Source organism: Salicibibacter cibi, assembly GCF_016495865.1.
GTDB lineage: Bacteria > Bacillota > Bacilli > Bacillales > Marinococcaceae > Salicibibacter > Salicibibacter cibi.
This window is the reverse complement of the sequence record NZ_CP054706.1, coordinates 2,523,746-2,550,429: the sequence shown is the minus strand read 5'-3', so window position 1 is coordinate 2,550,429 and position 26,684 is coordinate 2,523,746. Positions and strand designations below refer to the sequence as shown.

Genomic DNA, 26,684 nt, shown 5'->3' with positions numbered 1-26,684 from the left:
TGTGTGATACGGGGTTCTTGAAAAAAGGAGAGAAGCGTACCATGGAGCCCCGATCCAAGCAAAAAAAAGCAAGGCTCCCATTAGACTGGAGCACTTGCTAAAAAACTCACACTTCCATAATAATCGGCAAAATCATTGGTTTTCGTTTTGTTTTTTCATAGAGGAATGGGTTGAGCAGTTCGATGATTTCATTTTTGATTTCGGACCATTGGCTCGTCTTTTTCTGCATTAATTCATTCATGTGTTTCTCCAATATTTTCTGTGCATCATGGATAAGATGACTGGACTCCCTCATATAAACGAATCCTCTTGAGATGATATCCGGTCCTGCGGCCACTTTAAAGTTTTTCATGTCGATACTGACGACCACGACGACAAGGCCTTCCTCCGAAAGAATGCGACGGTCCCGTAAGACGATGTTACCGATGTCTCCGATGCCGCTTCCGTCGACGTACACGGTTCCGGATGGAACTTTGCCGACTTTTTTGGCTTCATTTTTTCTAAGAGCGAGTACTTCGCCGATCTCCATAAGAAATATGTGATCTTCCGGGATGTCGCAATCGATGCCATGCTTTTTGTGATTGACGAGCATGCGGTATTCCCCGTGAATCGGGAGAAAATATTTCGGTTTTATGAGGCGAAGCATCAATTTCTGCTCTTGCTGGCCGCCGTGTCCCGAAGTATGGATATCGTTTAACGGACCGTGAATGACGTTTGCCCCGGCGCGGAACAATTGATTAATAATTTTGTTGACGCTTAAGGCGTTTCCGGGGATCGGCGAGCTGGAAAATACGACCGTATCTCCCGGGATAATTTGAATTTGCCGGTGGGTGCCGTGCGCAATTCTTGAAAGTGCCGCCATGGGTTCTCCTTGGCTGCCTGTGCAAAGGATCGTTAGTTCATTGTCTGGCAAACGGTTGATTTGGCTGTTGTCGACAAATGTATCTTTCGGCGCGCGAATATACCCGAGCTCTTGCCCGATCGTGATCGCCGATTCCATGCTACGGCCAAAGACGGCAATTTTTCTTCCGTACGTGACGGCTGATTCCACGACTTGCTGTAACCGGTGGATGTTGGACGCAAACGTGGCAAAAATAATGCGCCCGTCTTCTTCCCTGAAAATATGGTCGATGCTTTCGCCGACTTTTCTTTCCGGCATTGTAAATTCCGGAACTTCACTGTTTGTGCTGTCAGACAGAAGGCATAGCACGCCTTCTTCCCCGATTTTCGCCATTTTCGTTAGATTGGCCGGTTCTCCGACCGGGGTAAAATCAAACTTGAAGTCCCCGGTGTGCACAATATTTCCTTCCGGGGTGTGCACAACAACGCCTAATGAATCGGGAATGCTGTGGGTCGTTCGGAAAAAAGAAACCGATGTGTGCTTGAATGTGATGACATCGTCTTCTTCCAAGTCTGTCAGTGTCGTCCTGCGCAGCAAACCATGCTCTTCCAGTTTCCCGCGCAAGAGACCATTGGCTAGCTTTCCGCCATAGACGGGAACATTCACTTCCCGCAATAAATAAGGGATGCCGCCGATATGGTCTTCATGGCCATGGGTGATAAAAACACCTTTAATTTTTTCCTCATTTCGAGCTAGATACGTGTAATCGGGGATCACGTAATCAATGCCGAGCAATTCATCTTCCGGGAACATGATTCCTGCATCAATAATGATAATTTCATCTTTATATTCGATTACATACGTATTTTTGCCGATTTCGCCAAGCCCTCCTAGGGCAAAAACGGCAACTTGGTCATTTTGTAACTGTTTCATTTATCGCTTTTCCACCTTAAAATCTTCGCTTTTTTGTTCATATTTAAGATGCGCGTCCGATAATGGCTGGACGATTTCAATATTAATATTGTCCCCGGCAAGCTTTTTTCGCACCTCTTGTTTTGAATTTCCTTCAATAAAAATCGTTTCGGTTTTTTCGCGAACCGGCATTTCATCATAGTTCGGTTGGTACAATACTTTAAAAATCATGGAAAATCACTCCTTCGTGCAATCGTTTTTATAGGCAGACGAAAAGCATCGTTCTCATGTGGGGAGGAAACGAATGCATTCATGATATAGACATATGTGTGGCAACCGAACGGACCCACATGAAGACCCCGCCCGGAGCCCGGACCCAATCCGGTTTATATCTACGTTCCGTCCTTATCAGCGTTCTGAACATACATTCTCGCTTGCCATTATGAATATGCTTGGCCGAGATTCATGATGGCGGGAGGGCTTATGCATGTTACCGACCCTGATACCAGTTCTTCTAGTATAGCTTACTTTTTTAAAGAAAGCAAACAATTGCTAAGGATTTCCATGTGACATGCCGTTACGTGCGAACGGACCGATGCTTGGGAAGTAAAGAGCGATACCGTTTGCGCAACTTTTCTTTTAATTTTTTCAGCATCTTTTATCCCTCCTAATCATTATTCCCGTGTAACGTACAACTCATCAAAAACTGTCTTTGTTTTATTTTGTGTAGATTTCCCCGAAATGTGTCAGTAAATGTATGGAAGACAGCCTATGCTTTTCAAGAAACGAAAGTTAAGTCATAATAAGGGCAGATAAAAAGGAGAAGGAGAAAGCCGCATGACGAAAAAAATGGTCTTTTTTGACATTGATGGAACGCTTTATGATGACAGTAAAAAGGTTCCCGCTACCGCGAAAAAAGCGATTCGCGCGTTAAAGGATGGGGGCCATGAAGTAGCGATTGCGACGGGAAGAGCACCGTTCATGTTTGAGCAATTGAGAAAAGAGTTGGATATTGATACCTTTGTCAGTTTTAACGGTTCTTATGTGGTGGTGAATGGGGAGGTTGTCTTAGCCAGGTCATTGCAACAACAAGCCTTGGAACAACTGCATGCCGATGCATTGAAAGAGCAATACGTGATGGTGTTTATGGATCATAAAAGCGCGCTGACGGATGTAAAGGATAATCCTAGAATTGCCCAATGCTTAGGGGAACTTAAAATGCCATACCCGCCGATTAGCATTCACCCGCGGCAAGGGGATATCTATCAGGCGTTATTGTTTGCAGCCGAACATGAAGCTTTTACGTACGACAATTATCAGGAGTTTGATTTTGTGCGTTGGCACGAATTTTCGGTAGATGTTTTGCCGGTTGCCGGGTCTAAAGCGAAAGGGCTGCAAAAAGCCGCAGACATTCTTCACGTGGATAGAAAGGATACATTCGCATTCGGCGACGCGCTCAATGATATTGAAATGCTCGAGTTTGCCGGTACAGGGGTAGCAATGGGAAATGGAATGAGAGAAGCGAAAGAAGCCGCAGACTTTACAACAACGGCTGCTCATGATGATGGGATTGCCAACGGGTTGAAAAAGTTGGGACTTTTAACGTGAAGCGGGAAAAGAAGGGGCAGATTGGCTCCTTCTTTTTAAATGGTGGGCGCCGTTTTCTTGTACGGACCGCTGTAATTTTCAATGCGGTCATAAAACATGACGCCGTTCAAATGGTCAATCTCATGTTGGACGACGATTGCGGGCAATCCTCTTAGCCTTAAAACCACTTCCTCATTCTCCAGCGTTCGTGCTTGCAGTTTCAAGCGGGCGTACCTGGGTACGATGCCTTCCACCTCTCGATCAACGGAGAGGCATCCTTCGCCGTTTTCCAAGTTGGTTTCTTCCAGGGAATGACTGATGATCCGAGGGTTGAAGAACCCATAGCTATGCAAACGTTCGCGATCATCGGTTACATGCATGGCGAACATCCGTTTAGGAACCCCTAGTTGCGGGGCTGCTAAACCGCTGCCCGGCCGAAGATCATATTTTTCAGCGATGTCAGGGTCTTGGCTGTTGATGAGAAAATCCAACATCTGCTGCAACAATTCATGGTCCTCTTTCGATGGCGGAATGTCTACAGGTTGAGAGACTTCCCGAAGCACCGGGTTTCCCTCGCGCACAATGTCTTTCATCGTAATCAAATTGTTGCGCCTCCTTTTGATGACTTTTTTGTATGTTAGATGAGGCATGGGTGGATTTCAAAACCCGTAAAAAACGAGCATTCACGTTGGCATTGCAACGATTATTTTCCTTTTCATTATAGCAGAAGTGGAAATTCAACAAAAGCACAAAAAGCCATTGAGCAAGTATGGAAACGGCACTTTGCAAGAGAAGCAGAGCGCCGTTTCCACGTGTATTGCTATTTTTTATCGGTAGTGTACGCGGCTCCAACGATGATAAGCAGAATGAAGAGGACAACGATGAGCGCGAATCCGCCGCCGCGTTGACCGCCGTAGCCGCCATGGCAAAATCCGCCATAGCCACCGTAGCCTATTCCGCCGAATCCGCCGTAACCAAATGACATGAAGAAACCCCTCCTTTAATATTTACGCGCCTGCGCTTTATGAGCGCTTACGCTACACTTTATGCAAAAGAATCCATATTGTCTGGTTAAATACCCAAGTTTTGATAAAGAATGCAGGCTCTTCACCAAAATCTATCGTTGATAAAAGTGAACACTTAGGATAGTGACTAGCCAGCGAAGTGTTTTTCCGTGGCGCTGGCCAAGCGTTATCCATACATTGGCTTGTCAACCATAGATTTTAGTGTTGACACAGGATGCAGGCTCCGTTTTTTGCAAGCGATTACCGATTGCTATATGATAACAACGAATACGATTGATTCGATGTGAGGGGGTTGGGTCGTGAAAACAAAGGATCAAGCCATTGTGTTCGGGGTAGGGAATTCGATGCTTTTGGCATTAACAGCATGTAGCGCACCAGAGCAAAACCTGCAAACGCATTTAGAAGAAGCAGTGGAAGTGGAAGAAACGTTTGTCGAGCAACAAGCGCCTATTGTTGCTGCGGAAGAAGCGGAAAATGAACGATTTGAGGAAATGATAGAATTAGGCCTATCGGAGATGGATGATATAGAAACCCTCGCCGATGAAGCAACTACCTACGTTGATGAACGGGAAGAGCGCATGACGACGGAAAGAGAAAGCCTTTCCCAAGCATATCGAGAGGTGGAAGAAGGAGCCGTCCAAGTCCAGGATATTGCCGATGATGAAACCCGGGTAGAGGCCGAGACCGTGATCGGTGTTATGGAACAGCGGTATGAAGCGCACGGTGACCTATATGAAGCATACATGGAAGGGCTGCGGTTGGATCGGGAACTTTATGAAATGCTCGTGGATGAGGATTTGGCGTTTGAAGATCTGGAAGCGCACGTTGATGCCATTAACGATATATATGAGAGCGTTGATCATCATAAAGAAACGTTCAATGAACAGACAGTCACCTTCAACGACCAAAAAGAAGAATTTTATCGATTGGCGGGACTGGGACACGATTGAAGGGGATCGGTCTGTTATACTCTCATCTCGATATATCTCTGTTTGATGTATAACAGATAGATTAATTCATCCATGTACAAAAATAGTTAAACCTATGGTTTGACGGTTTAAATGCTAGTGAGGTAAAATTGCTTTAGAATGATTGTATTAGTTTTTTCAGGCGTAAAAGTAAAACAGAAAAGGGAGCCTGAAAACAAGATTGAAAATAGAATAATTCGGGTAACTTATTTGTAAATCGACATTGAAACAGGGATCGGATCCGCAGAGGAAAATTTTTGGGCGCTTAGCAGCACGACAGGAAAGAAGAGGTGAGCCACTGTGGCTAAACATAAGTATGAAATGTTACAAATTCTGGATGAAAACGGAAAAGTGATCAACGAGGATAAGAAGCCCGATTTATCCGATGAACAGCTACAAGATATCATGTATCGAATGGTGTATACGAGGATTCTTGATCAACGTGCCGTTTCGTTGGGACGCCAAGGGCGTCTTGGGTTTTATGCGCCTGTTGCCGGCCAGGAAGCTTCCATGATCGGCTCTCATTATGCCGTTGACAAAGAAGACTGGATTGCACCCGGCTATCGCGACATCCCGCAATTGATTTGGCATGGGTATCCGCTTTGGCAATCCTATTTGTTCTCCAAAGGCCATTACAAAGGAGGGCAAATGCCGGAGGGGGTCAATGCGCTCGTTCCGCAGATCATTATCGGCGCCCAGATCGTACAAACGGCCGGTGTTGCACTAGGTTTGAAGAAGAAAGGAAAATCACAAGTCGTCATCACCTATACAGGGGATGGCGGAGCCTCGCAAGGTGATTTCTATGAAGGAATGAACTTTGCGGGAGCGTTCCATGTTCCTGCGATTTTTGTTGTGCAAAACAACCAGTACGCCATTTCCGTGCCCGCCGAGGAACAGACAGCAGCGGATACGATCGCGCAAAAAGCGGTTGCTGCCGGAATTGAAGGCATTCAAGTCGACGGGATGGATGCGCTCGCTGTCTATGCGGCAACGCAAAAAGCAAGGCAAAATGCCGTTGACGGGAATGGCCCTACTTTGATTGAGACGCTTTGTTATCGCTACGGGCCCCATTCGCTCTCCGGGGACGATCCCACTCGCTACCGAACGTCCGAAGAGGATGACGAATGGGAAAAGCGTGATCCATTAGTAAGATTTCGCAAGTACCTAGAAGATAAAGGCCTCTGGTCCGAAGAGAAAGAAAATGAAATCGTCGAACAGGCAAAAGCAGACGTAAAAGCAGCGATGAAAGAAGTGGAAGAAACCCCTCGTCAAAAAGTGAGTGAGTTAATCGAAATTATGGGGAATGAACTACCGTATAATCTCCGGGAACAACTGGAGGAGTATCGTGCGAAGGAGTCGAGTAAATAATGGCAGAAATGACAATGATACAGGCAATAACAGATGCCATGCGCACGGAATTGAAAAATGACGAAGACGTTCTTCTTTTCGGTGAAGATGTAGGCCACTACGGCGGTGTTTTTCGGGCAACGGAAGGTTTGCAAAAAGAATTCGGCGAGGCCCGTGTATTTGATACACCACTCGCAGAATCGGGCATTGGCGGCCTCGCTATAGGTTTGGGCGTTACCGGCTTCCGGCCGATTATGGAAATACAGTTTATCGGTTTTATTTTCGAAGTGATGGACGGGCTCGCCGGCCAGATGTCACGGATGCATTATCGCACCGGCGGGTATTACGACAGCCCCATTACGGTACGGGCACCGTTCGGCGGAGGCGTGAAAACACCTGAGTTGCATCCGGACAGCCTGGAAGGGTTGATGGCGCAAATGCCGGGCATGCGAGTAGTTATCCCGTCAACGCCATATGATGCCAAGGGATTGCTTATTTCCAGTATCCGCTCCGATGATCCTGTCTTTTATCTGGAACATATGAAGCTCTATCGTTCCTTGAAAGGGGAGGTTTCCGAAGAAGCGTACACGATCGATCTTGACAAAGCCGATATCAAGCGGGAAGGCAAGGACATTACGTTCATCGCTTACGGTGCTATGGTTCATTCTGCCTTAAAAGCGGCGGAACAGCTGAGCGAAGAAAACATTGAAGCGGAAGTCATTGACTTGCGAACCGTAAGCCCCGTTGATCTTGATACGATCATCGAGTCGGTGAAAAAGACGAACCGTGCGGTTGTCATCCAGGAAGCGCAACGCCAAGCAGGGGTTGCAGCCGGCATTTCCGCAGAAATCAGTGAACGTGCCATTTTACACTTGGAAGCGCCGGTGGCTCGGGTGACGGCTCCGGACACCGTTTATCCGTTTGCATCCGATGAAGATATTTGGCTGCCGGATCACAACGATATTATCGAAAAAGCGAAAGCGACGATCGATTTTTAAAATTTAGCCCGGCCAATGTTCGAAACGTCGAGTGATCATTGAAAAGGAGGTCTTGTGCGTGGCTTATAAATTTGAGCTCCCGGATATTGGGGAGGGGATCCATGAAGGTGAGATTGTCACCTGGTTTGTGAAAAAAGGGGACAAAGTCGAAGAAGACGATGTTCTTTGTGAAGTGCAAAATGACAAAGCCGTGGTCGAAATTCCCTCTCCGGTAGACGGAACGATTTTAGATGTGAAAGTGGAAGAAAACACCACCGTAACGGTAGGAGACGTCATTATCACGATCGATGACGGAAGCGGGCCTGAAGAGGAAGATGACGACGAGGGTGAATCGTCCTCCGATGAAGACGAATCAGACGCTGCGAAGAAAGGCGAAGAAGAGCAAAAAACCGCAGAAAAAGAAAGCAAAAAAGAAGATGGTCAAGCCCAAGACGATGAAGATGACAACAAGCGGGTCATTGCCATGCCCTCGGTCCGTAAATACGCTCGTGAACAAAATGTAAACATCAATGATGTAAAAGGTACAGGTAAAAACGGGCGAATTTTAAAAGATGACGTCGATGCCTTCGTTAGCGGAGCATCTGAAACGGAAGAGAAACCGGAAGAAGAGAAGGACGCCGCTTCGACAGCAACTGCCGATGTTTCTGAGGAACGCGTGCCACTTAAAGGCATACGGAAAACAATTGCGAATGCCATGGTTCACAGCAAACGTACTGCGCCTCACGTCACGCACATGGATGAAGTGGAAGTGAGCGCTCTCGTCGCAAACCGGAAACGGTTTAAGCCAGTGGCGGCAGAAAAAGAAATTAAGCTTACGTACTTGCCGTATGTCGTTAAAGCTTACACATCCGCGCTGAGGGAATATCCGGTGTTAAACGCTTCCATTGACGACGAAAACGAAGAAATTGTTTACAAAAAGAATTTCAATGTCGGCATTGCCGCAGATACGGATCGCGGACTTATGGTCCCGGTTGTTGGGCAAGCGGACCGCAAATCAATTTTTATGCTTGCAGATGAGATTAATGAACTTGCCCAAAAAGCAAAAGACGGAAAATTAGCGAGCGCGGATATGCAAGGCGGAACGAGCACGATTTCCAATGTCGGCTCGGCCAATGGAGCTTTTTTCACGCCGGTCATCAATCACCCGGAAGTCGCCATTCTCGGAATTGGCCGCATCGAGGAAAAAGCAGTCGTCCGAGACGGGGAAGTTGTCGTTCGCCCGATGCTTGCGTTATCGTTAAGTTATGATCACCGCCTGGTTGATGGGGTGACTGCACAGCAAGCGCTAAATCATGTGAAACGTTTGCTTAACGATCCGGAATTAATAATGATGGAGGGGTAACAATGGTTGTAGGAGATCTGGCAGAAGAAGTGGATACGATTATCATCGGGTCCGGTCCCGGGGGATACGTGGCGGCGATTCGTGCCGCCCAACTCGGACAGTCCGTCACCCTTGTAGAAAAAGGTGACGTGGGAGGCGTTTGCCTAAACGTCGGCTGCATCCCGTCGAAAGCTTTGATTGAAGCCGGGCACAGTTACGAAAAAGCGCAAGGAAATGATGAGCTTGGCATTAAGTCAGAGAACGTCTCCGTTGACTTTTCCAAAGTTCAAGAATGGAAAAGCGGGGTTGTCCAAAAATTAACGGGCGGTGTCCAAAGTCTGTTAAAAGGAAACAAAGTGAACGTTGTGCAGGGGGAAGCTTATCTCTCCGACAAGGACACTGTGCGTGTCTCAAGTGAGAATAACAGCGGGCAATCATACAAGTTTAAAAACTGTATCATTGCCACTGGCTCTCAGCCAATTGAGCTATCCAATTTTAAATATAGCAATCGAGTGATCGATTCCTCGGGTGCGTTGGCCTTGGACGCTATCCCGGAAAAGCTCGTCGTCATCGGCGGCGGCTATATCGGCATAGAATTGGCAGGCGCTTATGCCAGTTTCGGAACTGAAGTCACCGTCCTCGAGGGAGAAAAACGCATCCTCGGCGGATTTGAGAAGCAAATGTCCCAACTCGTACAACGCCGATTGAAAAATAAAGGCGTCACGTTCTACACAGAAGCGATGGCAAGCGGTGTGGAAGAAAAAGACGACGGCGTGACGGTGACGGCCGATGTTAAAGGCGAAGAACAAAAAATCGATGCTGATTACGTACTCGTAAGCGTTGGACGTAAACCGAATACGGAGGAGCTTGGCCTCGAGCAAATCGGTGTTGAAATGGATGATAAAGGCCTCATTCAAACCGATAAGGAAGCACGCACGAGCGTGCCGAACCTATTCGCGATCGGTGATATTACTGATGGTCCGCCGCTTGCGCACAAAGCATCTTATGAAGGCAAAATTGCAGCTGAAGTCATTTCCGGCGAGGCTTCTGCCATTGATTATCTCGGCATCCCTCTCGTCGCCTTCTCGGATCCGGAGTTGGCATCCGTCGGTTACACGGAAGAGGAAGCAAAAGAAGCAGGCTTTGAAGCAAAAGCATCGAAGTTTCCGTTCCAAGCCAACGGACGGGCCCTATCCCTCAATGATTCCGACGGGTTTATGAAACTTGTTACACGAAAGGATGACGGATTGGTTATCGGCGCCCAAATCGCCGGCCCCAGTGCCTCTGACATGATCGCCGAAGTCGGACTTGCCATTGAAGCCGGCATGACCGCAGAAGATGTGGCGATGACCATTCATGCCCACCCGACCCTCGGAGAGATTACGATGGAAGCAGCGGAGGTAGCGTTAGGAACGCCCATCCATTCGATGTAAAATAAAACAAAGACAAAAAACACCGGTGCTGCGATCAGCACCGGTGTTTTACCGTTCGTTAAAATTGTCTTGTAAGAGTGTGACGAGTTGCTCCATCGATTGTTGGCCACTGACAACTGCGATGGGTTCATCATCATGGATCAACATGAGTGTGGGGAATTCCTCTACTTCACATTGGTCGGCGGCAACTTCTTGTTCTCGAATAATGGTAACGTCCGTTTTTTCATCCCTTTCATTCTGAAAATTAATTAATGCATTATAATAAGGGCGTTCAATGTCAGGTTGATTTTCATCAATGAATAATAATGCTTGAGGTTCATCGGTGGTAGCGATCGCATCAGGTGTATGTGTTTCGTCTGAATTATTGCAGGAAGAAGCAATTGTAATAATTGCAAAGATAGTGGCTATAAAAACCGTTTTACTAGCTGTCATATTCTCTCACGACCTTTATCAGGCGTAATCATCTTTCCATCGATGATATCATGGAAAAGAAATGAAGAGGGAACGGTAAAGAAACTGTAATGGAAAAGAAAACACAAAGACAAAGAATTAAAGTCACAGAAAAAAATGCAATCAATCATTGAAAATATATTGCAACTTTTGTAGAAAAATGTAATATTGAATGGGAATATGAATACATAAGTTGGGGGAATTTTGAATTGCATTTGTCTAAAGCAATGCTTTGTTGGTTCACGGCAATGCTCGTGCTCGCTGCATGTCAACAAGCGGAAGAAGACGTAAGCGTGGAGGAGAACGAGGAGGGAGAGAACACGGTTATTGAAGAAGAAAACGAATCGGAAGAAGAGGATGAAAATGGTTCAACAGAGCCTTCCGAAGAGGAACATACGGAAGAAGAGCCTGAACCGGCGTATACGCTTAATGAAAATAACTGGGGGTTAGAGCCCATTGACGATGCCGAAGAAGAAGCGGTCTTGATTACCATCGATGATGCGCCGGATGAACACGGCGTTGAGATGGCGGAAACACTTGAAGAGCTAGATGTGACCGCGATCTTTTTCATCAATCACCATTTTATTGATGATGAAGAGGGAGAAGAACAGCTCCTTGAGATCATGGAGCATGGACATGAAATCGGAAACCATACCATGACCCATGCAAATTTACAGGAGATCTCCGAGGAAGAGGTGGAAGATGAAATCGTTGATTTGAACGATGAAATCGAACGGATCACCGGGGAAAGACCAAACTTTTTCCGGGCACCTCACGGAGCGAATACTGATCATAGCTGGGAAGTCGTGGAAGAAGAAGAGATGCTCGGCATGAATTGGACCTACGGATTTGATTGGGAAGAAGAATATACCGATCCTGATGCATTGGCGGAGATTATGGTGGAGACGGAACACTTGCAAAACGGCGCCAATCTTCTGATGCATGACCGGGAGTGGACGAACGAAGCGCTTGAAGACATTATTTTAGGTCTCGAAGACGAGGGTTACGACTTTATCGACCCCACAGAAATTGAACAGGAAAATGAGTGAGGTAAAGCCAGCAGAAGAAAACGTGAAGAAGCCTTATAAAAACGTTTTCAAGCAGTGCTCAAGATGAAGGGATATTGCAAAAGGCAGTATCTCTTTTTTTGGCAGGGAAGCAAGTATACATCAACCTTCTTATCTACATATTTATATCTACATATTTAGGGAATGCTGAACAACATGCAGCTATCAGCTGAAGTCGGGATGGCGCTTCCATGGCTTCGCTTTCCGCGGACGAACGGTCAAGCCTCCTCGCGCAAAACCGGCGCTGCGGGGGCTTGACGCGTCCGTTTTTCCGCTGGAGTCTCGCTATTGCAGCACCATCCCTCCGTACGTTGCCAGAAGTGCAAGGGTTTTTTGTTTATAGGATGGAATTCCTTGCATCCAGCTTCGACAACACCAACGAAAAATGCTTATGTGCCAGTCTTTTTCCGTTATTCAGCAGTCCCTATTTAATGCTGTCTTAACTTCTCACAATAAACCATATAAACAGAAATGGACTCTAATTGCTTCTCAAGATGAATATCCAGTTCTCTATTAGCAACGGTATAATGTTTCCTGATGCTGGAGAGGCTTTCGTCATTTATCTCATCAACAATTATTTTTATTTCGTCAAGATAACGGACACTTTTTCGCAAAAGAGAAATAATGATGGTTTTTCGCACCTCATTTTTTTCATAAAAACGATAACCACTGCTTTCATCTCTAATCCCTTTTATAAGTCCTCTTTCTTCCCAATAGCGAATCGTTGATGTCTCAATATTAGCGAATTTTGCTAATTCACCTATGCGCATGGTAGTTTTTTTCAGTGGTTTTTGAGGGAGAGACAAAATAAATTCTTTATGCATTTTTAGTGTTTCTTTTTTCTTTACCAATTCTTTTTGAGATTGGGCAATGATCCAGTTGGCTTCTGTGAACTTCTTTTCCTTTGCTAATTTCATCAATTGATACGCTACTGGTATGTCGAAACCTTTTAAAAGGTTTCGGATTGTTCTAAAGGCAATTAAATGAATTTCTTCGTATCTTCTATGATTTCCTTTTGTATAGAAAACAGAAGGTATTAATCCATTACTCTCATACCTTTTCAAAGTCGTATTACTTACACCAATATACGCAATCATTTGTTTCATCGTATATCCCATTCTTTAACAACCTTTAAATAAAACCTTAAAGTCCTTAGTTCGTTTTATTCTATCATAAAACGGGATATATCAATATTTTTTTATTTGAAAATAGAATGTTGCTTCAATCTGATATCATCGATGATGAGGTGATGAAATGAATATAAAAATAAAAAATGCATATGAGAAAAATTTAAAAAACATTGATTTGGAAATCCAAAGAAACAAGTTAACCGTTATTACTGGATTATCAGGGTCAGGAAAAACAACATTACTCAAAGATACAATCTATATTGAATCGCAAAGACAATATTTAGAGACGATGAGTTATCAGGGAATCCCAAAACCGAAAGTAGATGAAATCAAAAATTTATCTCCTGCAATTATGATTGATCAAGAAGACAGAAATGATAATCCCCGCTCAACGCTTGGAACACAAACCGATATCTATACAGATCTAAGAATGATTTTTGAAAAATTACATCAGCGAAATTGTCCAAATTGCCATAAGGTCATTTCCGCAAGCGATTCTATGGAAGAAACTGAAAAGATTGATGGTGAGTTCAACGTTTATATGCACTGTCCGAATTGTAATTATCAAATGGATAAATTAACGAGATCACATTTTTCTTTTAATACTAGAGCAGGAGCTTGCCCCACTTGTAAAGGAATGGGTAAATCACTGGTTATTAAAGATAGCCTCTATCAAAAAAATAAAACAATCCTTAACGGTGGCATAGCTACTTGGCACAAAAATTATGCTGATTATCAACTTAAGTCTTTCAATGCTCTCTTAAAACACCTTAGCGTTCCTATTCCCAAAGATATCCCCCTAGGAGAGTTTACTCAAGAGCAATTTGATTTATTAAAAAAAGGCATATATTCGTCAGAAATTCCTGAAGATCAAAATGAAACATTACCAACCAAAGTGGCAGAAGGAAAATATGAAGGAGTTGAACCAAAAATATGGCAAAAGATAGCTGAAGAAAAAGATATACCAAAAAATCTTAAGGAATTCGTTCAAGAGGATAGATGTTTTGAATGTCATGGGGAAAAACTGAATGCCTTAAGTCGATCCGCAAAAGTTTATAATCACAGGTTACCTGAAATTGTAAAAGGAGATTTAAAACATGCATTACAGTGGGTACAACAATTAAAAAAACAAAGTGATCAACAGATTACATCTTTGGTCAAAGATTACCTTCTCGATATAGAAATTAAAATTAATCGGATTTCTAAGCTTGGTCTTGATTACTTATCGCTAGATCGCCAGTATTCAACTCTTTCTGGAGGTGAAGCTCAACGAATTAAATTAGCTGCTGTTCTAGACTCTCAAATGACGGAGTTAATCATTATTCTTGATGAACCTACAGTTGGATTACACACTTCCGATACGGAAGGTTTAATATCCATGATCAATGAAATAAAAGGACGAAATAATACTATTATAGCAATCGAACATGATGAGGCATTTAGTAAACAAGCAGATTATATTGTGGAAATCGGACCGGGATCTGGAGAGTTTGGTGGTAATGTTGTGACAACTGGAACTTATGACGAGCTTTTAACCAATTCTCAATCACTACTTTTTAAATCAAATCATTCTACCTACCAGCAAGCTAGTTATAAGCGCAAAACAAAACAACTTGCACTAGAAGTACAACATGCAAATGTGCACAACCTCAAAAATATATCACTAACACTTCCTGCAGACTGTTTATCTGTTATAACTGGCGTTTCTGGTTCAGGTAAATCAAGTTTGCTTTTTGGAGAAATTGCCGATAGCCAATTAAAAGACAATGAGATTATTCAATGGAAAAACAACTATAAAGACATTGTTGTCATTACCCAAAAAAGACCTACTCGAAACAAAAGATCTATCATTGCAACTTATTTAGATGTTTTTGATGATATTCGATATCTTTTTGCAATAAAATCCAAAGACTCAAACTTACCATATTCTGTATCAGATTTCTCATTTAATTCTGGGCAAGGAAGATGTCCTAATTGTCAGGGGTTAGGAGTAGTTGAAAGTAATCAACTATTTTTTGAAAACATGGAACTTCCTTGTTCAACTTGTCATGGAAGTAGATACAAAGACGAAATTTCAAATGTGAAAATCGAGGATTACTCTATCTCGGATGTATTAGCGTTTTCAATCAAGGAGGCGATAGAATTTTTTGAAAGAAACGGTTTAAACAGTAGACCATTATTTCTTTTAACCCAAACAAACCTTGATTATATCTTACTTGGACAAGGGACAGGTACTTTATCTGGTGGTGAAATGCAACGATTACGTCTTACCAGTACAATTTCTAAGCAGAAAGGAAATAAACACCTTTTTATTTTAGACGAGCCGACAACTGGTATGCACAAAATTGATGTATTCCATTTTATGGAACTTATTCAAAAACTTACGGAGAATGAAAATACATTTTTCTTCATTGAACATAACTTAGATGTGATAAAACAAGCTGATTATATCGTTGAATTAGGTCCTAGTGGTGGCGATAGTGGTGGTGAAATCATTTATTCCGGTGATATTTCACAATTTATTAAGGCGAACACCAAAACATTAAATTATTTATAATCAATCAACAAAAGGCAGGGCTGTGGTGCGTGGTTTTTTGAAATTGGCAAGCGAAATGACCCCTTCGCGAGTGTGGATACCATGAACCGCTGCCGATAACCCGGTTGGGCGATTTTCGTGTAAGTTATGTATCGTGAAACCTCCGAACTCTGGAATGTGCCATACAATTCATGGTTGACAAATCAATTATGACATCATATTATAATGATACACATTAAAAACGCTTTCATAGGGAGTGCGATGGTATGGCAATGATCGTTTGTTCGGAATGTGACTGCACCATTGAACATTTCAAAGCGGATAAGATGGCAACGTTATACGGAAATTGCGAAGCCTGCAAGAAAAAACGCGCGTCAAGATGACTATACGCGTTCCGGAAATCGAAACAGTTGGTGCATCGCCGTTCGTGCGGCAATGCGCCATTTTTTTTGCTATAATAGCCTCAAGGTAGGTGTCACAATGAAAGATGAAGTAGCCATTCCCTTTTCCAGCGATTGGACGGAAGATGAAATTGTAACGGTTGCTGACTTTTTTACACAGGTCGATAACGCCTATAACGAAGGCGTTAAAGCAGGTGAACTTCTAAAGGCTTATAAAAAATTTAAAGAAGTGGTACCGGCAAAAAATGAAGAAAAGACGTATTTTCGGGATTATGATCAACAAGCAGGGCAATCGTGTTGGCAAACAATCCGCTTGGCCAAGGTAAAAGAACCGGAAGACGTCGTTCGGCAAACGTAAAAAAACAAGGCGAAGAAGCCTTGTTTTTTACGATAATTAGGTGGTTTGATCATAAAAAGGTCGTACACGTTTAAAAGTATCCATGATTGTTGAAAATAGCTTGTCTCCGTTTTCTAGGACAGGATTATCGTGAGCAATTTGTTGCCCGATTAAAAACTCTCCTTTTTTCACGTCACGAAAACGTACGAGGCTTTTGTGCAATTCCTCGGAACCCATCGCTTCCAACGTGCGTGCATTTTTCTTTGTATGATCGAGCGAAACAGCATAATGGTTGGGAAGCTTTTCAAGTTGATTTTGGCGGTCCAACAATTGCTGTGCAATTTCTTTTTTATTCGGAAGCTCATAAATAAAGGCGAGCCAAATGAACAGATGGTCATCAAACAATCCGACTTGGAAATGGGGATGTTTTTTATAGCCGCGGTTGTCATGCGCCACTGCGAGCCATGTATCTGTTGGCGGGTTTGTTTTGCGGCGGGCGTGTTTAGCGATGTGCAAAAACATGTCGTTGCCGGTTAAGTTACTGAGTTCTTCAGCCAGTGGTTCACCAAGCGCTCTGAATTTCGGTTGAATTTTTTCCCGTATCGCTTCCATTCGCGGTTCTAGTCCTTCGATATGAAAAATATTGAATTCATCTTGTGTAAATGTTGGAAGATTCATTTGGCAAAACTCCTTTTTCTCATTATGATAGCGCTTGTCGGACAAGGATTCAAACCGAAAGCAGTGACTGAATTTTTTTTATTCAATTGAACAGGACGCTTGAAATATGGAGTGCATATGATATAATAATCAAAATCAGAATAATTAATCATGTCATTATGTCATTGCTTGTGGTTGTCAGAGGCTTTAATAAAAAGAGGGGTGTGTGTGATGGAACAAGTCATCCAAGCGCTTAAGAGGACTGACGCTGAGGAACGAATACCGGTGCTACTTCTGGAAATCGATTATGAACTCGTCACGCTCCACGACGCAATGGAAGGCCATGATGAAGAGGGCAAGGTTCAAACAAAACAACGCTTGAAACAACTTAGACAAGAGCTCATACGTTTAGAAGCTTAACCATAGACGCATTTATAGGTTTGTAACGGAAAGCGGGCATTTGCCCGTTTTTTCTTGTTTATGGAAGCTAGAGAAGGGGAAGATAATATACATGTATGGATACGGGCCACGTGATTTTTACAGCATCGCCGACCGAAAACCCACAGTTTCAATCGTGGGATGAAAGGGGGCGGTGCCCGGAATCCCTTTAAGGGAGATGACGTCGAGCCCTTTCAAAATCAACAGCATATATGAGATACTATCCATATCTATTTGCGAACATCGAAGGAGAGGGTCATCCCGTGGATTGGACAGCGATGAAAGATCAAGCAATAGCATTTATAACTGAGGCCGCCCACCGTCTTTATGATCCCGCTCTTCGTAAGCTGGATATTGACACGAAGGAAGACGCGGATGATCTTGTGACCGAGAATGACTTTGCAGTGCAACGTCTTTTGACGAAAAAAATTAAAGAAACATACCCCACGCATTTTGTGGTAGGCGAGGAAGGAAATCATGACAAATCAACTCCCGAAAATGCCGTGACTTGGTATATCGACCCGATCGATGGGACGACGAATTACGTCCATCAGTATATGAATTTCGCGATTTCGATCGGGATTCATTATGAGGGGCAAGGCAAAGTCGGTGTGATCTATGATTTGATTTCCGATGAATTGTTTAGTGCCGTTCAAGGGGAAGGGGCATACTTGAATGGGAAAAAATTACATCCGCGAAAGCCGGTGGACCTATCGCGCGCAATTATCGGCTTTAACGCGCGTTGGCTCGTAGGTAGAGCAGACACGAAAACGAAAGAAGTGTTCGCAAATATTGTGAGAGACGTGCGCGCGACCCGGTCTTACGGCGCTGCTTCCTTGGAATTGGCTTATATCGCTGCCGGGCGTCTGGATGCCTATGTAAATATGCGGTTGTCACCGTGGGATTACGCGGGCGCGATGGTTCTACTTTCGGAAACGGATGCCGGTTGTTCGCCTCTGTTTGATCATGATACCTTATTTAAAGATTCATGTTCCGTGCTTGCAGGTGAAAAAAATGTCTTCAAAGAAATTTACCAAAGATGTAATGAAGATCGATAAAAAACGAACAGCCCTTTCATGGTGCGAGGGCTGTTCGTTTTAGGCCACGGGCTTTCTTTTCCGATAATTTGAGGCGCCTTTGAACGAAGAATACAAAACGATGGTTGCGATGATCGCAATCATGAAGCTTCGTTCCGCCACTGCAACGCCATATGCAACGATGGATGCTGTGGCAAGAAAGGCTAAGAATAAGAGGGTCCAGTTTATTTTTCGCATCGGTTCACCTGCTTTTTGATTTCCTTCGTCCAGTGTAAAGAAAACGGACAAAGGGATCAAGGGATTCTTTATGGTGCCCGGAATCAAATCGCGAATTCCATTTCAGTCACCATGACGGGTCATAATAGAGCACGAAGCTGTCGCGAAACGCGCCTCAGTCTCCATGACTAAATCACCCAACGTAAAATGAATATTTCCCATGCCCAACACGCTGATATTGTTGGGACAAGATTCTTCTGATTTTTTTACTCGGTATGTCCCCTCCACACCATTCTTCAATACCGTTGGTTGTTATTTTTCGCTCCGGGAATAGCAGTTTAAATTCTTCAATTGCCCGCATAATCGCCTTTTGGTCGTCTTCGACAGAGCCGCATTTTTGGCATATAACCCATTTCCTCTCTTTATGGGACATATTTGCGAAACATCGATTGCACAGTAAACTTTTCTTGATTTCTTCGTATTCATATTCAGGGAGTTGAGAAAAAGGAGGGTCAGATTGATGGAGAGAAACTAATTGGTTGGCAAGTTTTTCATGCTTATGATTAGTTTGCGATGGCTTTTCATTCAAATGGATCAAAAATCGTTGAAGTTGCGGAGGGAAAACTGCGGGAAGCTCAGGATAAGCATTGTATAGGTTAAATTCAGGATGGACAAAAATGAGGAGGGATTCGATCGGGTAGTGGTTGAATTTGTGATATTGAAGCAACTGTCGCAGAAGAGATTCGCTTCGTTCTAACTGAAGCAAGGGGTTCTTGATTTCAGTACCAGAAATTTTGTGCCAATTTTTACCTTCCAGGTAATGATCGCCTTCATAATATTTTACGTTCAAATTATAGAGCATGTCTTGAAAAATAAGCAGCGAATCAATTTGAAAAGTTGTGTAGTTGTGTTTTAGCAATAAATCGTTAACCACAAGAAAGTCATTGGAAAGTTTCTCGACATAAGAATCGAATATTTGCTCACCTTTAAATCCTTTCTCAAGATTTGAATAGTACCTTTTCTCATGTGGTGGTAATGTCATTCGCGCATTTAACTGTCTTAAAAATTTTAGTTCTTTTGACACGGCACGATATTTTATAGTTCTCATAACACACTCCCTTTCATGATTATATTATACTAAATATTCAATATTTACAAGTGATATTTTAGAGATTCTTCTTTTTTGTCGCGGAGTTACTTCATGGAGCCTGAATGACCTGTCAAAAGTTCATTTCGGTCGCCATGACGGGTCCATGAAGCCCGCCCCCGCATCGTAAACCTGTTTTCGATCGCCATGACGGGTCCATGAAGCCCGACCCCGCATCGTAAACCTGTTTTCGGTCACCATGACGGGTCCATGAAGCCCGACCCCGCATCGTAAACCTGTTTTCGGTCACCATGACGGGTTCATGAAGCTCGACCCCGCATCGTAAACTTGTTTTCGGTCGCCATGATAGGTTTATGGCGACCAAACCCGTCGTGAACCGCCCTGCCCCTTACTTACCACCACCCCCCAATCCCTAATTTTGCCGATACCCCACTCAATATGGTAAAATCGAAAAGTTAAAGATATCTGCTTAGACTAAGGAGAGAACTGCATAGTGAATAATATTCGCAACGACTTGCGCAATATCGCGATAATTGCGCATGTGGATCACGGCAAAACGACGCTCGTCGATGAAATGTTAAAGCAATCGGGGACATTTAAAGCACACGAGCGTGTGAACGAACGTGCCATGGATACAGATGACTTGGAAAAAGAGCGCGGCATTACAATTTTAGCGAAAAATACCGCTGTTCAGTATAAAGAAAAACAAATTAATATCCTAGATACGCCAGGGCATGCCGATTTTGGCGGCGAGGTGGAACGGATTTTGAGGATGGTGGACGGGGTGCTCCTCGTCGTTGACGCTTATGAAGGGTGCATGCCACAAACCCGGTTTGTTTTAAAAAAGGCGCTCGAACAAGAATTAACGCCTGTCGTCGTGTTGAATAAAATCGACCGTGAAAATGCACGACCGGAAGAAGTCGTCGATGAAGTGTTGGATCTTTTTATCGAATTGGGTGCAACGGAAGAGCAAATTGATTTTCCGGTACTCCACGCATCGGCAATCAACGGCACGGCAAAACGGCCGGAAGATGAGGCCGATCAAGGCATGGACGTTCTATTTGACGCGATTGTCGACAACGTGCCTGCTCCCGAGGATACGAGCACTGAACCGTTGCAGTTTCAGATTACCATGTTGGAATACAATGATTTTCTGGGCCGAATCGGGGTTGGACGAATTTTCAACGGAAAAGTTGCTCACGGAGACCGGGCGGTCTTAATTACGAGAGATGGCGTAGAACGAAAATTCCGCGTCAGCAAGTTGTTCGGTTTTCACGGTTTGGAAAAACAGGAGATCAAAGAGGCCGAAGCCGGTGACATCATCGCGATTGCCGGCGTTGATGACATTAATGTCGGGGAAACGATTTGCCTCGAGGACCATGTGGAAGCGTTGCCTGCCCTCCGTATTGATGAGCCAACGCTCAAAATGACGTTTTTGGCCAATAACAGTCCTTTTTCCGGGTTGGAAGGCGATCACGTTACAAGCCGGAAAATTGAAGAACGCTTGCTGCGTCAATTGGAAACGGATGTGAGCCTAAAAGTGGAGGAAACCGAATCGCCGGATGCGTGGACGGTCTCCGGGCGTGGGGAATTGCACCTGTCCATTCTTATCGAAAATATGCGCCGGGAAGGATACGAGTTGCAAGTCTCCAAACCGGAAGTGATTGTAAAAGAAATCGATGGTGTAAAACATGAACCGTTTGAACGCGTGCAAATCGATATCCCCGAAGACTACACCGGTCCGGTCATGGAATCACTCGGCGAACGAAAAGGCGAAATGCTCAACATGAAACAAGAAGGCGAAGGACAGACCCGTTTGGAATTTTCCATTCCTGCGCGGGGATTGGTCGGTTATTCAACTGAGTTTTTATCGCAAACGAAGGGGTACGGCATCATTAACCACTCTTTTGATTCCTATCAGCCGCTCATTGAAGGGCAAATTGCCGGACGTAGGGAAGGCGTACTCGTGGCCAAAGAAAAAGGAAAAGCAACGACGTATAGCATGTTCCAATTGGAAGACCGAGGCATGCTGTTTGTTGAGGCCGGTACGCCGGTTTACGAGGGCATGATTGTCGGTGAACACAATCGGGAGAACGACTTGGCGGTGAACATTATAAAAGAAAAAGCACAGAACAACATTCGTTCCGCCACAAAAGAACAGACGACGACCTTAAAACGTCCGCGTATCTTAACGCTTGAAGAAGCCATGCAATACTTGAACGAAGATGAATATTGTGAGCTCACTCCGCAGGCCATACGCATTCGCAAGAAAACGTTGAGCACGTCCATGCGCGAACGCGAACAAAAACGCAAGAAGAAAATTTCAACGTAATTAGGAGGAGGAGCGAAGTGCAAGAAGGAGGGCAACTCTCTCAAGGTGATTTTTCCTGGTTTGCACAAATGTTTGGGATATATGACAACATGGCCCTTGGCTTTTGGCTATTGTATATTGCGGTGGTCGCCCTATGTGTGATCGTATTTAATCTAGGTTTCGCGAGGAAATTACCGCTGCTCAAAAATGTCGTTGTGTATGCCGGCCTCATCATCGGCTGCTTTGTCTTGACATTTTTCGCCATTTTCATGCCCGTCGCCGAAGCGCTGATCGTAATCGCGGCTGTGCTTGGCGTCTACCGGATTCGCTTGCGAATCCATAGGAAGAAACAACAAGAAGCTTAAACGTTAGAGCCATTGCAAATTCTTTTTGCAGTGGCTCTTTCCATAAATTTGATAAAACGATGGAAAAAGATCCACAAACAAATGAATTTAGTGAATTTTTTGTAAATATATGGTTAACAAATAGATGTAATTGATGATACTCGCTACGGAAAAAAACTACGCTTTCCGTGGGCCCCAAGCTCAGCCTCCTCGAAAAAAGACGTTCGCTTTTTTCTGCGGAGTCTTCCCGCTGCGCTTTCCCACAGGAGTCTCCGTGTTTTTCCTCCGCTAGCTAGTGTTATTGCCATAATTAGTCACTTATATCAATCATAGATTTTGGCGAAGAGCCAAAATTTTCTTGTCTTAAAATTTCTTGTTTATTAACTAAAACCTGAATAATTCACAGAAATCCATAGATTAGTGTCTAACCATTGTGCGCCAAGGAGTCTAGCAATTTTGAACGTTCATCTAATAAATGAAAAAAGAATCCTTTTCTGTTAGAGTTAAATTACCAAAAATAACCACAGAAAGGATTCTTCTAATGGCTACTTTATCGCAATCAACCCTTGATTTCAATCGTCAGATCAAATTATCCAATGACGGAGGCGCACTCTCCTCCGATACAGGAGAACTATTATTCAGAGAATTCGATGAAAAAATCGGCTTTTTCTCTACGTTGGACAAGCATCTAAACCTCAAAGATGAAAGGTTGTATCATGTTCACGCCAATGAAGCATTGCTTCGCCAAAAGGTTTATCAAATGATTGCCGGCTATGCCGAAGACGATGCAGCCGATCAATTGACCAATGACCCTGTCTTCACCCAAATCCTTGGCAAAGATGCTTTAGCTTCTCAGCCTAGTTTGTCACGCTTTTTTGAACGGTTTGATGCCGAGTCGATGGAACAGCTTCAACGAGCGAACCAGGAGCTCTTGGATAAAGTACACCGACATCGAGCGTCCGATGCATTGATCCTTGATTTGGATTCAACCCATGCAGATACATACGGTGATCAGGCATCATCGGCATTTAATGCCCATTACGGCACTGTTGGCTTTCACCCATTGGTTGCTTTTGATGGTGTCACCCGTGATTTTCTGAAGGCCAAGCTTCGTCCGGGCAATGTCTACACGTCGAATGGTGTGGTGGATTTTGTGAAACCCCTTATCACGCACTACAATCAGAAGTTTCCGGGGACGACGCCGTTCCTGCGTGGCGACAGTGGTTTTGCGGTTCCGGACCTGTACGAACTCTGTGAAGCCGAATCCGTCTATTACGTGATTCGATTAAAATCCAACCCCAACCTGCAGCGATTGGCTGATGAGCTCCATCCGTCCACGTTTCCATCCGATATGACAAAGACCGAATGTTACTTTGAAGAAACGGAGTATCAAGCGAAATCATGGGCGAAACCAAGAAAAGTGATTGTCCAATCCGTTCGTCCGGCAGGCGAATTGTTTTTCACGCATTCGTTCTTCGTTACAAGCCTTACAAGCGCCTTTACGCCCAAGGATATCGTCCGCTCTTACCAAAAGAGGGGAACCATGGAAAATTACATCAAGGAAGCGAAAAACGGCTTTGACCTGGACAGAATGAGTAGTCATTCTTTCGAGGCCAACGAAGCAAGGATGACCCTTAGTCTACTTGCTTATAACTTCACGAACTGGTTGCGCACCCTCTGTTTTCCGGAGGAACAGAAAAGCATGCAGATACAGACGATACGAACCCGAGTGATAAAGGTCGCAAGCAAATTGGTCAAATCAGGACGTTCCTTTTACTTTAAATTATCGTCCAGTTTTGTCTATCAAGCATTTTTCTGGAATGTGCTCCGACGTGTCCAAGCCTTAAAACTAGAGTGAGAAACAAAGATCGAATATGCCATATTTTTTAAAAGCCCATTTAAGACCAAGGGAGACGTATGTCCAAAAATCATGATTTTTCGGTGATGGTGGCTTAAATCCTGTCACTATGCTTAAATGATCACCGTATTTTTGTGATCGAAACAAAAATCCTTGGATTTGATATCAAATTATGCTCTCGCGTCGAGGTATGAATAATTCAGGTAAAAAATGCTTATAACAGGATATAAGAACCACGCCCAAAGACATATATGTCCGCACGGATGCGTTTCTTGACTGATTGAGAGAGGAGATGTTTCTGTATGAAGAAATTAATGATGGTGATGGGGGCTTCGGCTATGTTACTCGCTGCTTGCGGCGGGGAAGAAGCAGCGGAAGAAACGAAAGCGACGGTAGACCTTACGGAAGGTGAAGAACTGTTCGAAGAGAATTGCTTATCTTGCCATGGTGACGGTGTGTTGGTGGGCATTGAAGAAGGGCCGGGACCGATGGAGCAAATATGCTCGAAGGCGAAGACGCTGAAAATGTAGCTGCCTACGTAGAGGATGCCGATTAAGTGTCAAAAAATCGCTTGGACAACGTCCAAGCGATTTTTCGCTTCCTGCTATTCGGTTGATTGTGTTACCCCTCGCCGCGTTTTGGCTTTGCGGGAAATCCGGTCGTAACATTCGGGGCACGTATACGTGTGAATCGGTCGGTTGCGCAACCGCTTTGCTAGGGGGTCATCGTCGGAAATTTGGTCAATTTGATTGCATAATAAACATTTTGCTCGCATTTTTTGCGCAGAATCCCGGTTGCATGTCCGAAAAGCAACGGTCTGCTTCTCTCCTTTCCCATTACGCATCCATACGTCTATTTTAACACGACTGACGGCATTGCTTAAAAGACTTGTCAATTTTACCTTCTCGGTTGCATAAACAAAAGTAAGAGGCAATGCTTCATGCTTCCGTTACCGTTATTCGTTTAAACCGGGAGGTAACGAATTGAAAAAAATTTATGTTCTTGATACGAATGTCCTTTTGCAAGATCCTCGTGCCCTATTTTCTTTTAAGGAAAACGATGTCCTCGTCCCTGCGATTGTATTACAAGAATTGGATGCGAAAAAAAAGCACATGAACGAAATCGGGCGAAATGCCCGGGAGGTGGCGCGGCTCCTTGATCAGTTAAGGTCCCGCAAGCCGTTGCATGAAGGCGTGCCGCTTGAAAATGGCGGGCTATTGCGTGTGGAGTTAAATCATCGTTCTTATGAAAAGTTGAAAGACATCCTTCCTGATGCGACAAACGATAATCGAATTATTGCGTTGGCGTTAAATGTGGAAGACGAAAAGGGGAAGGAAGCGCGTGATGAACAGGTTGTTTTAGTAAGCAAGGATGCACTCGTTCGCATTAAAGCGGAAGCGTTTGGATTAAAGGCAGAAGATTTTCTCAGTGATAGGGTGATTGTCGATGATGATTTATATAAAGGGTATGAACGTGTTCATGTAGACCCTGCTCTATTGGCTGAATTTTATCAAGACCGCCAAATTCCGGTAACGTCCCTTCCTTGTTCGCCCATCTATCCCGGTTCCTTCGTCATTTTAAAAAATGAATTACAGCCTTCTATGTCCGGGTTGGGCCGTGTTGATCACAATGGAGAGGTGTTGCGCCCGCTTATCCATGACCGTGAAAGCGTCTGGGGAATTAAACCGAGGAACGTGCAACAAAAGATGTCTTTTGATATCCTGCTGGATCAAACCGTGTCCTTGGTGACAATGACAGGGAGAGCCGGTACCGGAAAAACATTGCTTTCCATGGCGGCGGGCTTACTGCAAACGGAAGACTTAAAAATCTATAAAAAGTTGTTGATTGCCCGCCCGGTCGTGCCGATGGGAAAAGATCTCGGGTATTTGCCCGGGGAAAAAGATGAAAAATTACGTCCGTGGATGCAGCCGATTTATGATAACTTGGAGTTTTTGTTTAACGCCAACAAGCCTGAAGAAGTGGACAATATTTTAGCAGGGTTAGGATCCATTCAAGTTGAGGCGCTCACTTATATTCGCGGGCGCAGCTTGCCCGGGCAACTGATCATTGTGGATGAGGCGCAAAACTTAACGAAACATGAAGTGAAAACCATTTTAACAAGAGTCGGAGAGAATACGAAAATTGTGCTGATGGGAGATCCGGAACAAATTGATCATCCGTATTTGGATGCCTATAATAATGGGCTCACTTATGTCGTGGAGCGTTTTAAAAACCAATCGGCAAGTGGCCATGTGTCGCTCGCGAAAGGGGAGAGGTCCTCGCTTGCACAACTAGCGGCCGATTTATTGTAGAAAAGAAAGGGCCGAACAGAGGACGGGTTCGGCCCGAGAAACGGAAATTT

At 44.2% G+C, this 26,684-nt stretch carries 27 protein-coding genes; 17 read left to right on the top strand and 10 right to left on the bottom strand.

From position 1 onward, the window contains the following. Positions 1–106 precede the first annotated feature (106 nt). Positions 107–1,774, bottom strand: coding sequence for a ribonuclease J1 (gene rnjA / locus HUG20_RS12710; RefSeq protein WP_200085041.1), 1,668 nt, complete (start codon positions 1,772–1,774; stop codon positions 107–109). Next, positions 1,775–1,984, bottom strand: a complete 210-nt coding sequence (locus HUG20_RS12705) for a DNA-dependent RNA polymerase subunit epsilon (RefSeq protein WP_200085040.1) — start codon at positions 1,982–1,984, stop codon at positions 1,775–1,777. A gap of 606 nt (positions 1,985–2,590) precedes the next feature. On the opposite strand from HUG20_RS12705, the gene HUG20_RS12700 reads away from it, so the two are divergent. Continuing rightward, on the top strand, positions 2,591–3,361 hold the full coding sequence (locus HUG20_RS12700; RefSeq protein ID WP_200085039.1) for a Cof-type HAD-IIB family hydrolase: 771 nt from the start codon (positions 2,591–2,593) through the stop codon (positions 3,359–3,361). Positions 3,362–3,396: 35 nt separating this feature from the next. On the opposite strand, the gene def is transcribed toward HUG20_RS12700, so the two are convergent. Together def and HUG20_RS12690 are read right to left on the bottom strand one after the other, a co-directional pair. Then, positions 3,397–3,942 (bottom strand): peptide deformylase, encoded by a 546-nt coding sequence (def, locus tag HUG20_RS12695; RefSeq protein WP_200085038.1) that lies wholly within the window; start codon positions 3,940–3,942, stop codon positions 3,397–3,399. Positions 3,943–4,160: 218 nt separating this feature from the next. Beyond that, entirely contained in the window at positions 4,161–4,325 is a 165-nt protein-coding gene (locus HUG20_RS12690; RefSeq protein ID WP_200085037.1) for a YjcZ family sporulation protein, read from the bottom strand. Between the two features lie 339 nt (positions 4,326–4,664). Between HUG20_RS12690 and HUG20_RS12685 the strand changes: the two genes are divergently transcribed. The 5 genes from HUG20_RS12685 (at position 4,665) to lpdA (ending at position 10,432) form a co-directional block, all read left to right on the top strand. After that, on the top strand, positions 4,665–5,315 hold the full coding sequence (locus HUG20_RS12685; protein ID WP_200085036.1) for a YkyA family protein: 651 nt from the start codon (positions 4,665–4,667) through the stop codon (positions 5,313–5,315). Between the two features lie 339 nt (positions 5,316–5,654). Further along, positions 5,655–6,701, top strand: a complete 1,047-nt coding sequence (gene pdhA, locus HUG20_RS12680; protein WP_200090504.1) for a pyruvate dehydrogenase (acetyl-transferring) E1 component subunit alpha — start codon at positions 5,655–5,657, stop codon at positions 6,699–6,701. After that, positions 6,701–7,678 (top strand): alpha-ketoacid dehydrogenase subunit beta, encoded by a 978-nt coding sequence (locus tag HUG20_RS12675; RefSeq protein ID WP_200085035.1) that lies wholly within the window; start codon positions 6,701–6,703, stop codon positions 7,676–7,678. Before pdhA ends, HUG20_RS12675 begins: the two co-directional genes overlap by 1 nt. Positions 7,679–7,736: 58 nt before the next feature. Beyond that, positions 7,737–9,020, top strand: a complete 1,284-nt coding sequence (locus tag HUG20_RS12670) for a dihydrolipoamide acetyltransferase family protein (RefSeq protein ID WP_200085034.1) — start codon at positions 7,737–7,739, stop codon at positions 9,018–9,020. Between the two features lie 2 nt (positions 9,021–9,022). Beyond that, positions 9,023–10,432, top strand: a complete 1,410-nt coding sequence (lpdA, locus tag HUG20_RS12665; protein WP_200085033.1) for a dihydrolipoyl dehydrogenase — start codon at positions 9,023–9,025, stop codon at positions 10,430–10,432. A gap of 48 nt (positions 10,433–10,480) precedes the next feature. Here the strand turns inward: lpdA and HUG20_RS12660 are convergent, their stop codons facing one another. Then, complete coding sequence (locus HUG20_RS12660) at positions 10,481–10,864, bottom strand: YbbN family protein (protein ID WP_200085032.1); 384 nt, start codon at positions 10,862–10,864, stop codon at positions 10,481–10,483. Positions 10,865–11,091: 227 nt separating this feature from the next. Here HUG20_RS12660 and HUG20_RS12655 point away from each other — a divergent pair, with 227 nt between their 5' ends. Further along, positions 11,092–11,931: a polysaccharide deacetylase family protein gene (locus HUG20_RS12655; protein WP_246476402.1), complete on the top strand. Its 840-nt coding sequence runs from the start codon at positions 11,092–11,094 to the stop codon at positions 11,929–11,931. Between the two features lie 446 nt (positions 11,932–12,377). On the opposite strand, the gene HUG20_RS12650 is transcribed toward HUG20_RS12655, so the two are convergent. After that, the gene (locus HUG20_RS12650) at positions 12,378–13,055 is read right to left on the bottom strand and encodes a MerR family DNA-binding transcriptional regulator (RefSeq protein ID WP_200085031.1); all 678 of its coding nucleotides are present in this window, start codon (positions 13,053–13,055) and stop codon (positions 12,378–12,380) included. A 148-nt stretch (positions 13,056–13,203) separates the two neighbouring features. On the opposite strand from HUG20_RS12650, the gene HUG20_RS12645 reads away from it, so the two are divergent. From HUG20_RS12645 to HUG20_RS12635, 3 genes are all read left to right on the top strand, one after another. Next, positions 13,204–15,636: an ATP-binding cassette domain-containing protein gene (locus HUG20_RS12645; RefSeq protein ID WP_200085030.1), complete on the top strand. Its 2,433-nt coding sequence runs from the start codon at positions 13,204–13,206 to the stop codon at positions 15,634–15,636. Positions 15,637–15,881: 245 nt separating this feature from the next. Continuing rightward, on the top strand, positions 15,882–15,998 hold the full coding sequence (locus tag HUG20_RS12640) for a GapA-binding peptide SR1P (protein ID WP_142087921.1): 117 nt from the start codon (positions 15,882–15,884) through the stop codon (positions 15,996–15,998). A gap of 52 nt (positions 15,999–16,050) precedes the next feature. Further along, on the top strand, positions 16,051–16,374 hold the full coding sequence (locus tag HUG20_RS12635; RefSeq protein WP_343073176.1) for a UPF0223 family protein: 324 nt from the start codon (positions 16,051–16,053) through the stop codon (positions 16,372–16,374). A 36-nt stretch (positions 16,375–16,410) separates the two neighbouring features. Here the strand turns inward: HUG20_RS12635 and HUG20_RS12630 are convergent, their stop codons facing one another. Further along, complete coding sequence (locus HUG20_RS12630) at positions 16,411–17,031, bottom strand: YktB family protein (RefSeq protein WP_200085028.1); 621 nt, start codon at positions 17,029–17,031, stop codon at positions 16,411–16,413. Between the two features lie 210 nt (positions 17,032–17,241). Between HUG20_RS12630 and HUG20_RS12625 the strand changes: the two genes are divergently transcribed. Together HUG20_RS12625 and HUG20_RS12620 are read left to right on the top strand one after the other, a co-directional pair. Further along, positions 17,242–17,430, top strand: coding sequence for a hypothetical protein (locus HUG20_RS12625; RefSeq protein WP_200085027.1), 189 nt, complete (start codon positions 17,242–17,244; stop codon positions 17,428–17,430). Between the two features lie 281 nt (positions 17,431–17,711). Continuing rightward, positions 17,712–18,506, top strand: a complete 795-nt coding sequence (locus HUG20_RS12620; RefSeq protein WP_200085026.1) for an inositol monophosphatase family protein — start codon at positions 17,712–17,714, stop codon at positions 18,504–18,506. A 39-nt stretch (positions 18,507–18,545) separates the two neighbouring features. Here the strand turns inward: HUG20_RS12620 and HUG20_RS12615 are convergent, their stop codons facing one another. Further along, the gene (locus HUG20_RS12615) at positions 18,546–18,722 is read right to left on the bottom strand and encodes a DUF5325 family protein (RefSeq protein ID WP_200085025.1); all 177 of its coding nucleotides are present in this window, start codon (positions 18,720–18,722) and stop codon (positions 18,546–18,548) included. Between the two features lie 172 nt (positions 18,723–18,894). After that, positions 18,895–19,809, bottom strand: a complete 915-nt coding sequence (locus HUG20_RS12610; protein ID WP_200085024.1) for a nuclease-related domain-containing protein — start codon at positions 19,807–19,809, stop codon at positions 18,895–18,897. 493 nt (positions 19,810–20,302) lie between these two features. On the opposite strand from HUG20_RS12610, the gene typA reads away from it, so the two are divergent. The 4 genes from typA (at position 20,303) to HUG20_RS12590 (ending at position 24,852) form a co-directional block, all read left to right on the top strand. After that, positions 20,303–22,141, top strand: coding sequence for a translational GTPase TypA (gene typA, locus HUG20_RS12605; RefSeq protein WP_200085023.1), 1,839 nt, complete (start codon positions 20,303–20,305; stop codon positions 22,139–22,141). A 68-nt stretch (positions 22,142–22,209) separates the two neighbouring features. Then, complete coding sequence (locus tag HUG20_RS12600; protein WP_200090502.1) at positions 22,210–22,485, top strand: YlaH-like family protein; 276 nt, start codon at positions 22,210–22,212, stop codon at positions 22,483–22,485. A gap of 520 nt (positions 22,486–23,005) precedes the next feature. Beyond that, positions 23,006–24,322, top strand: a complete 1,317-nt coding sequence (locus HUG20_RS12595) for an IS1380 family transposase (RefSeq protein WP_200085022.1) — start codon at positions 23,006–23,008, stop codon at positions 24,320–24,322. A 302-nt stretch (positions 24,323–24,624) separates the two neighbouring features. Then, a complete protein-coding gene (locus HUG20_RS12590) occupies positions 24,625–24,852 on the top strand; it encodes a c-type cytochrome (protein ID WP_200085021.1) in 228 nt (75 codons plus the stop codon). 74 nt (positions 24,853–24,926) lie between these two features. Here HUG20_RS12590 and HUG20_RS12585 read toward each other — a convergent pair whose 3' ends face one another. Continuing rightward, positions 24,927–25,097 (bottom strand): YlaI family protein, encoded by a 171-nt coding sequence (locus tag HUG20_RS12585; RefSeq protein WP_200090501.1) that lies wholly within the window; start codon positions 25,095–25,097, stop codon positions 24,927–24,929. Between the two features lie 208 nt (positions 25,098–25,305). Between HUG20_RS12585 and HUG20_RS12580 the strand changes: the two genes are divergently transcribed. Beyond that, positions 25,306–26,634 carry a PhoH family protein gene (locus HUG20_RS12580; RefSeq protein ID WP_200085020.1) on the top strand — a complete coding sequence of 443 codons (1,329 nt, stop codon included), beginning with the start codon at positions 25,306–25,308 and terminating at the stop codon, positions 26,632–26,634. Positions 26,635–26,684: the final 50 nt, after the last annotated feature.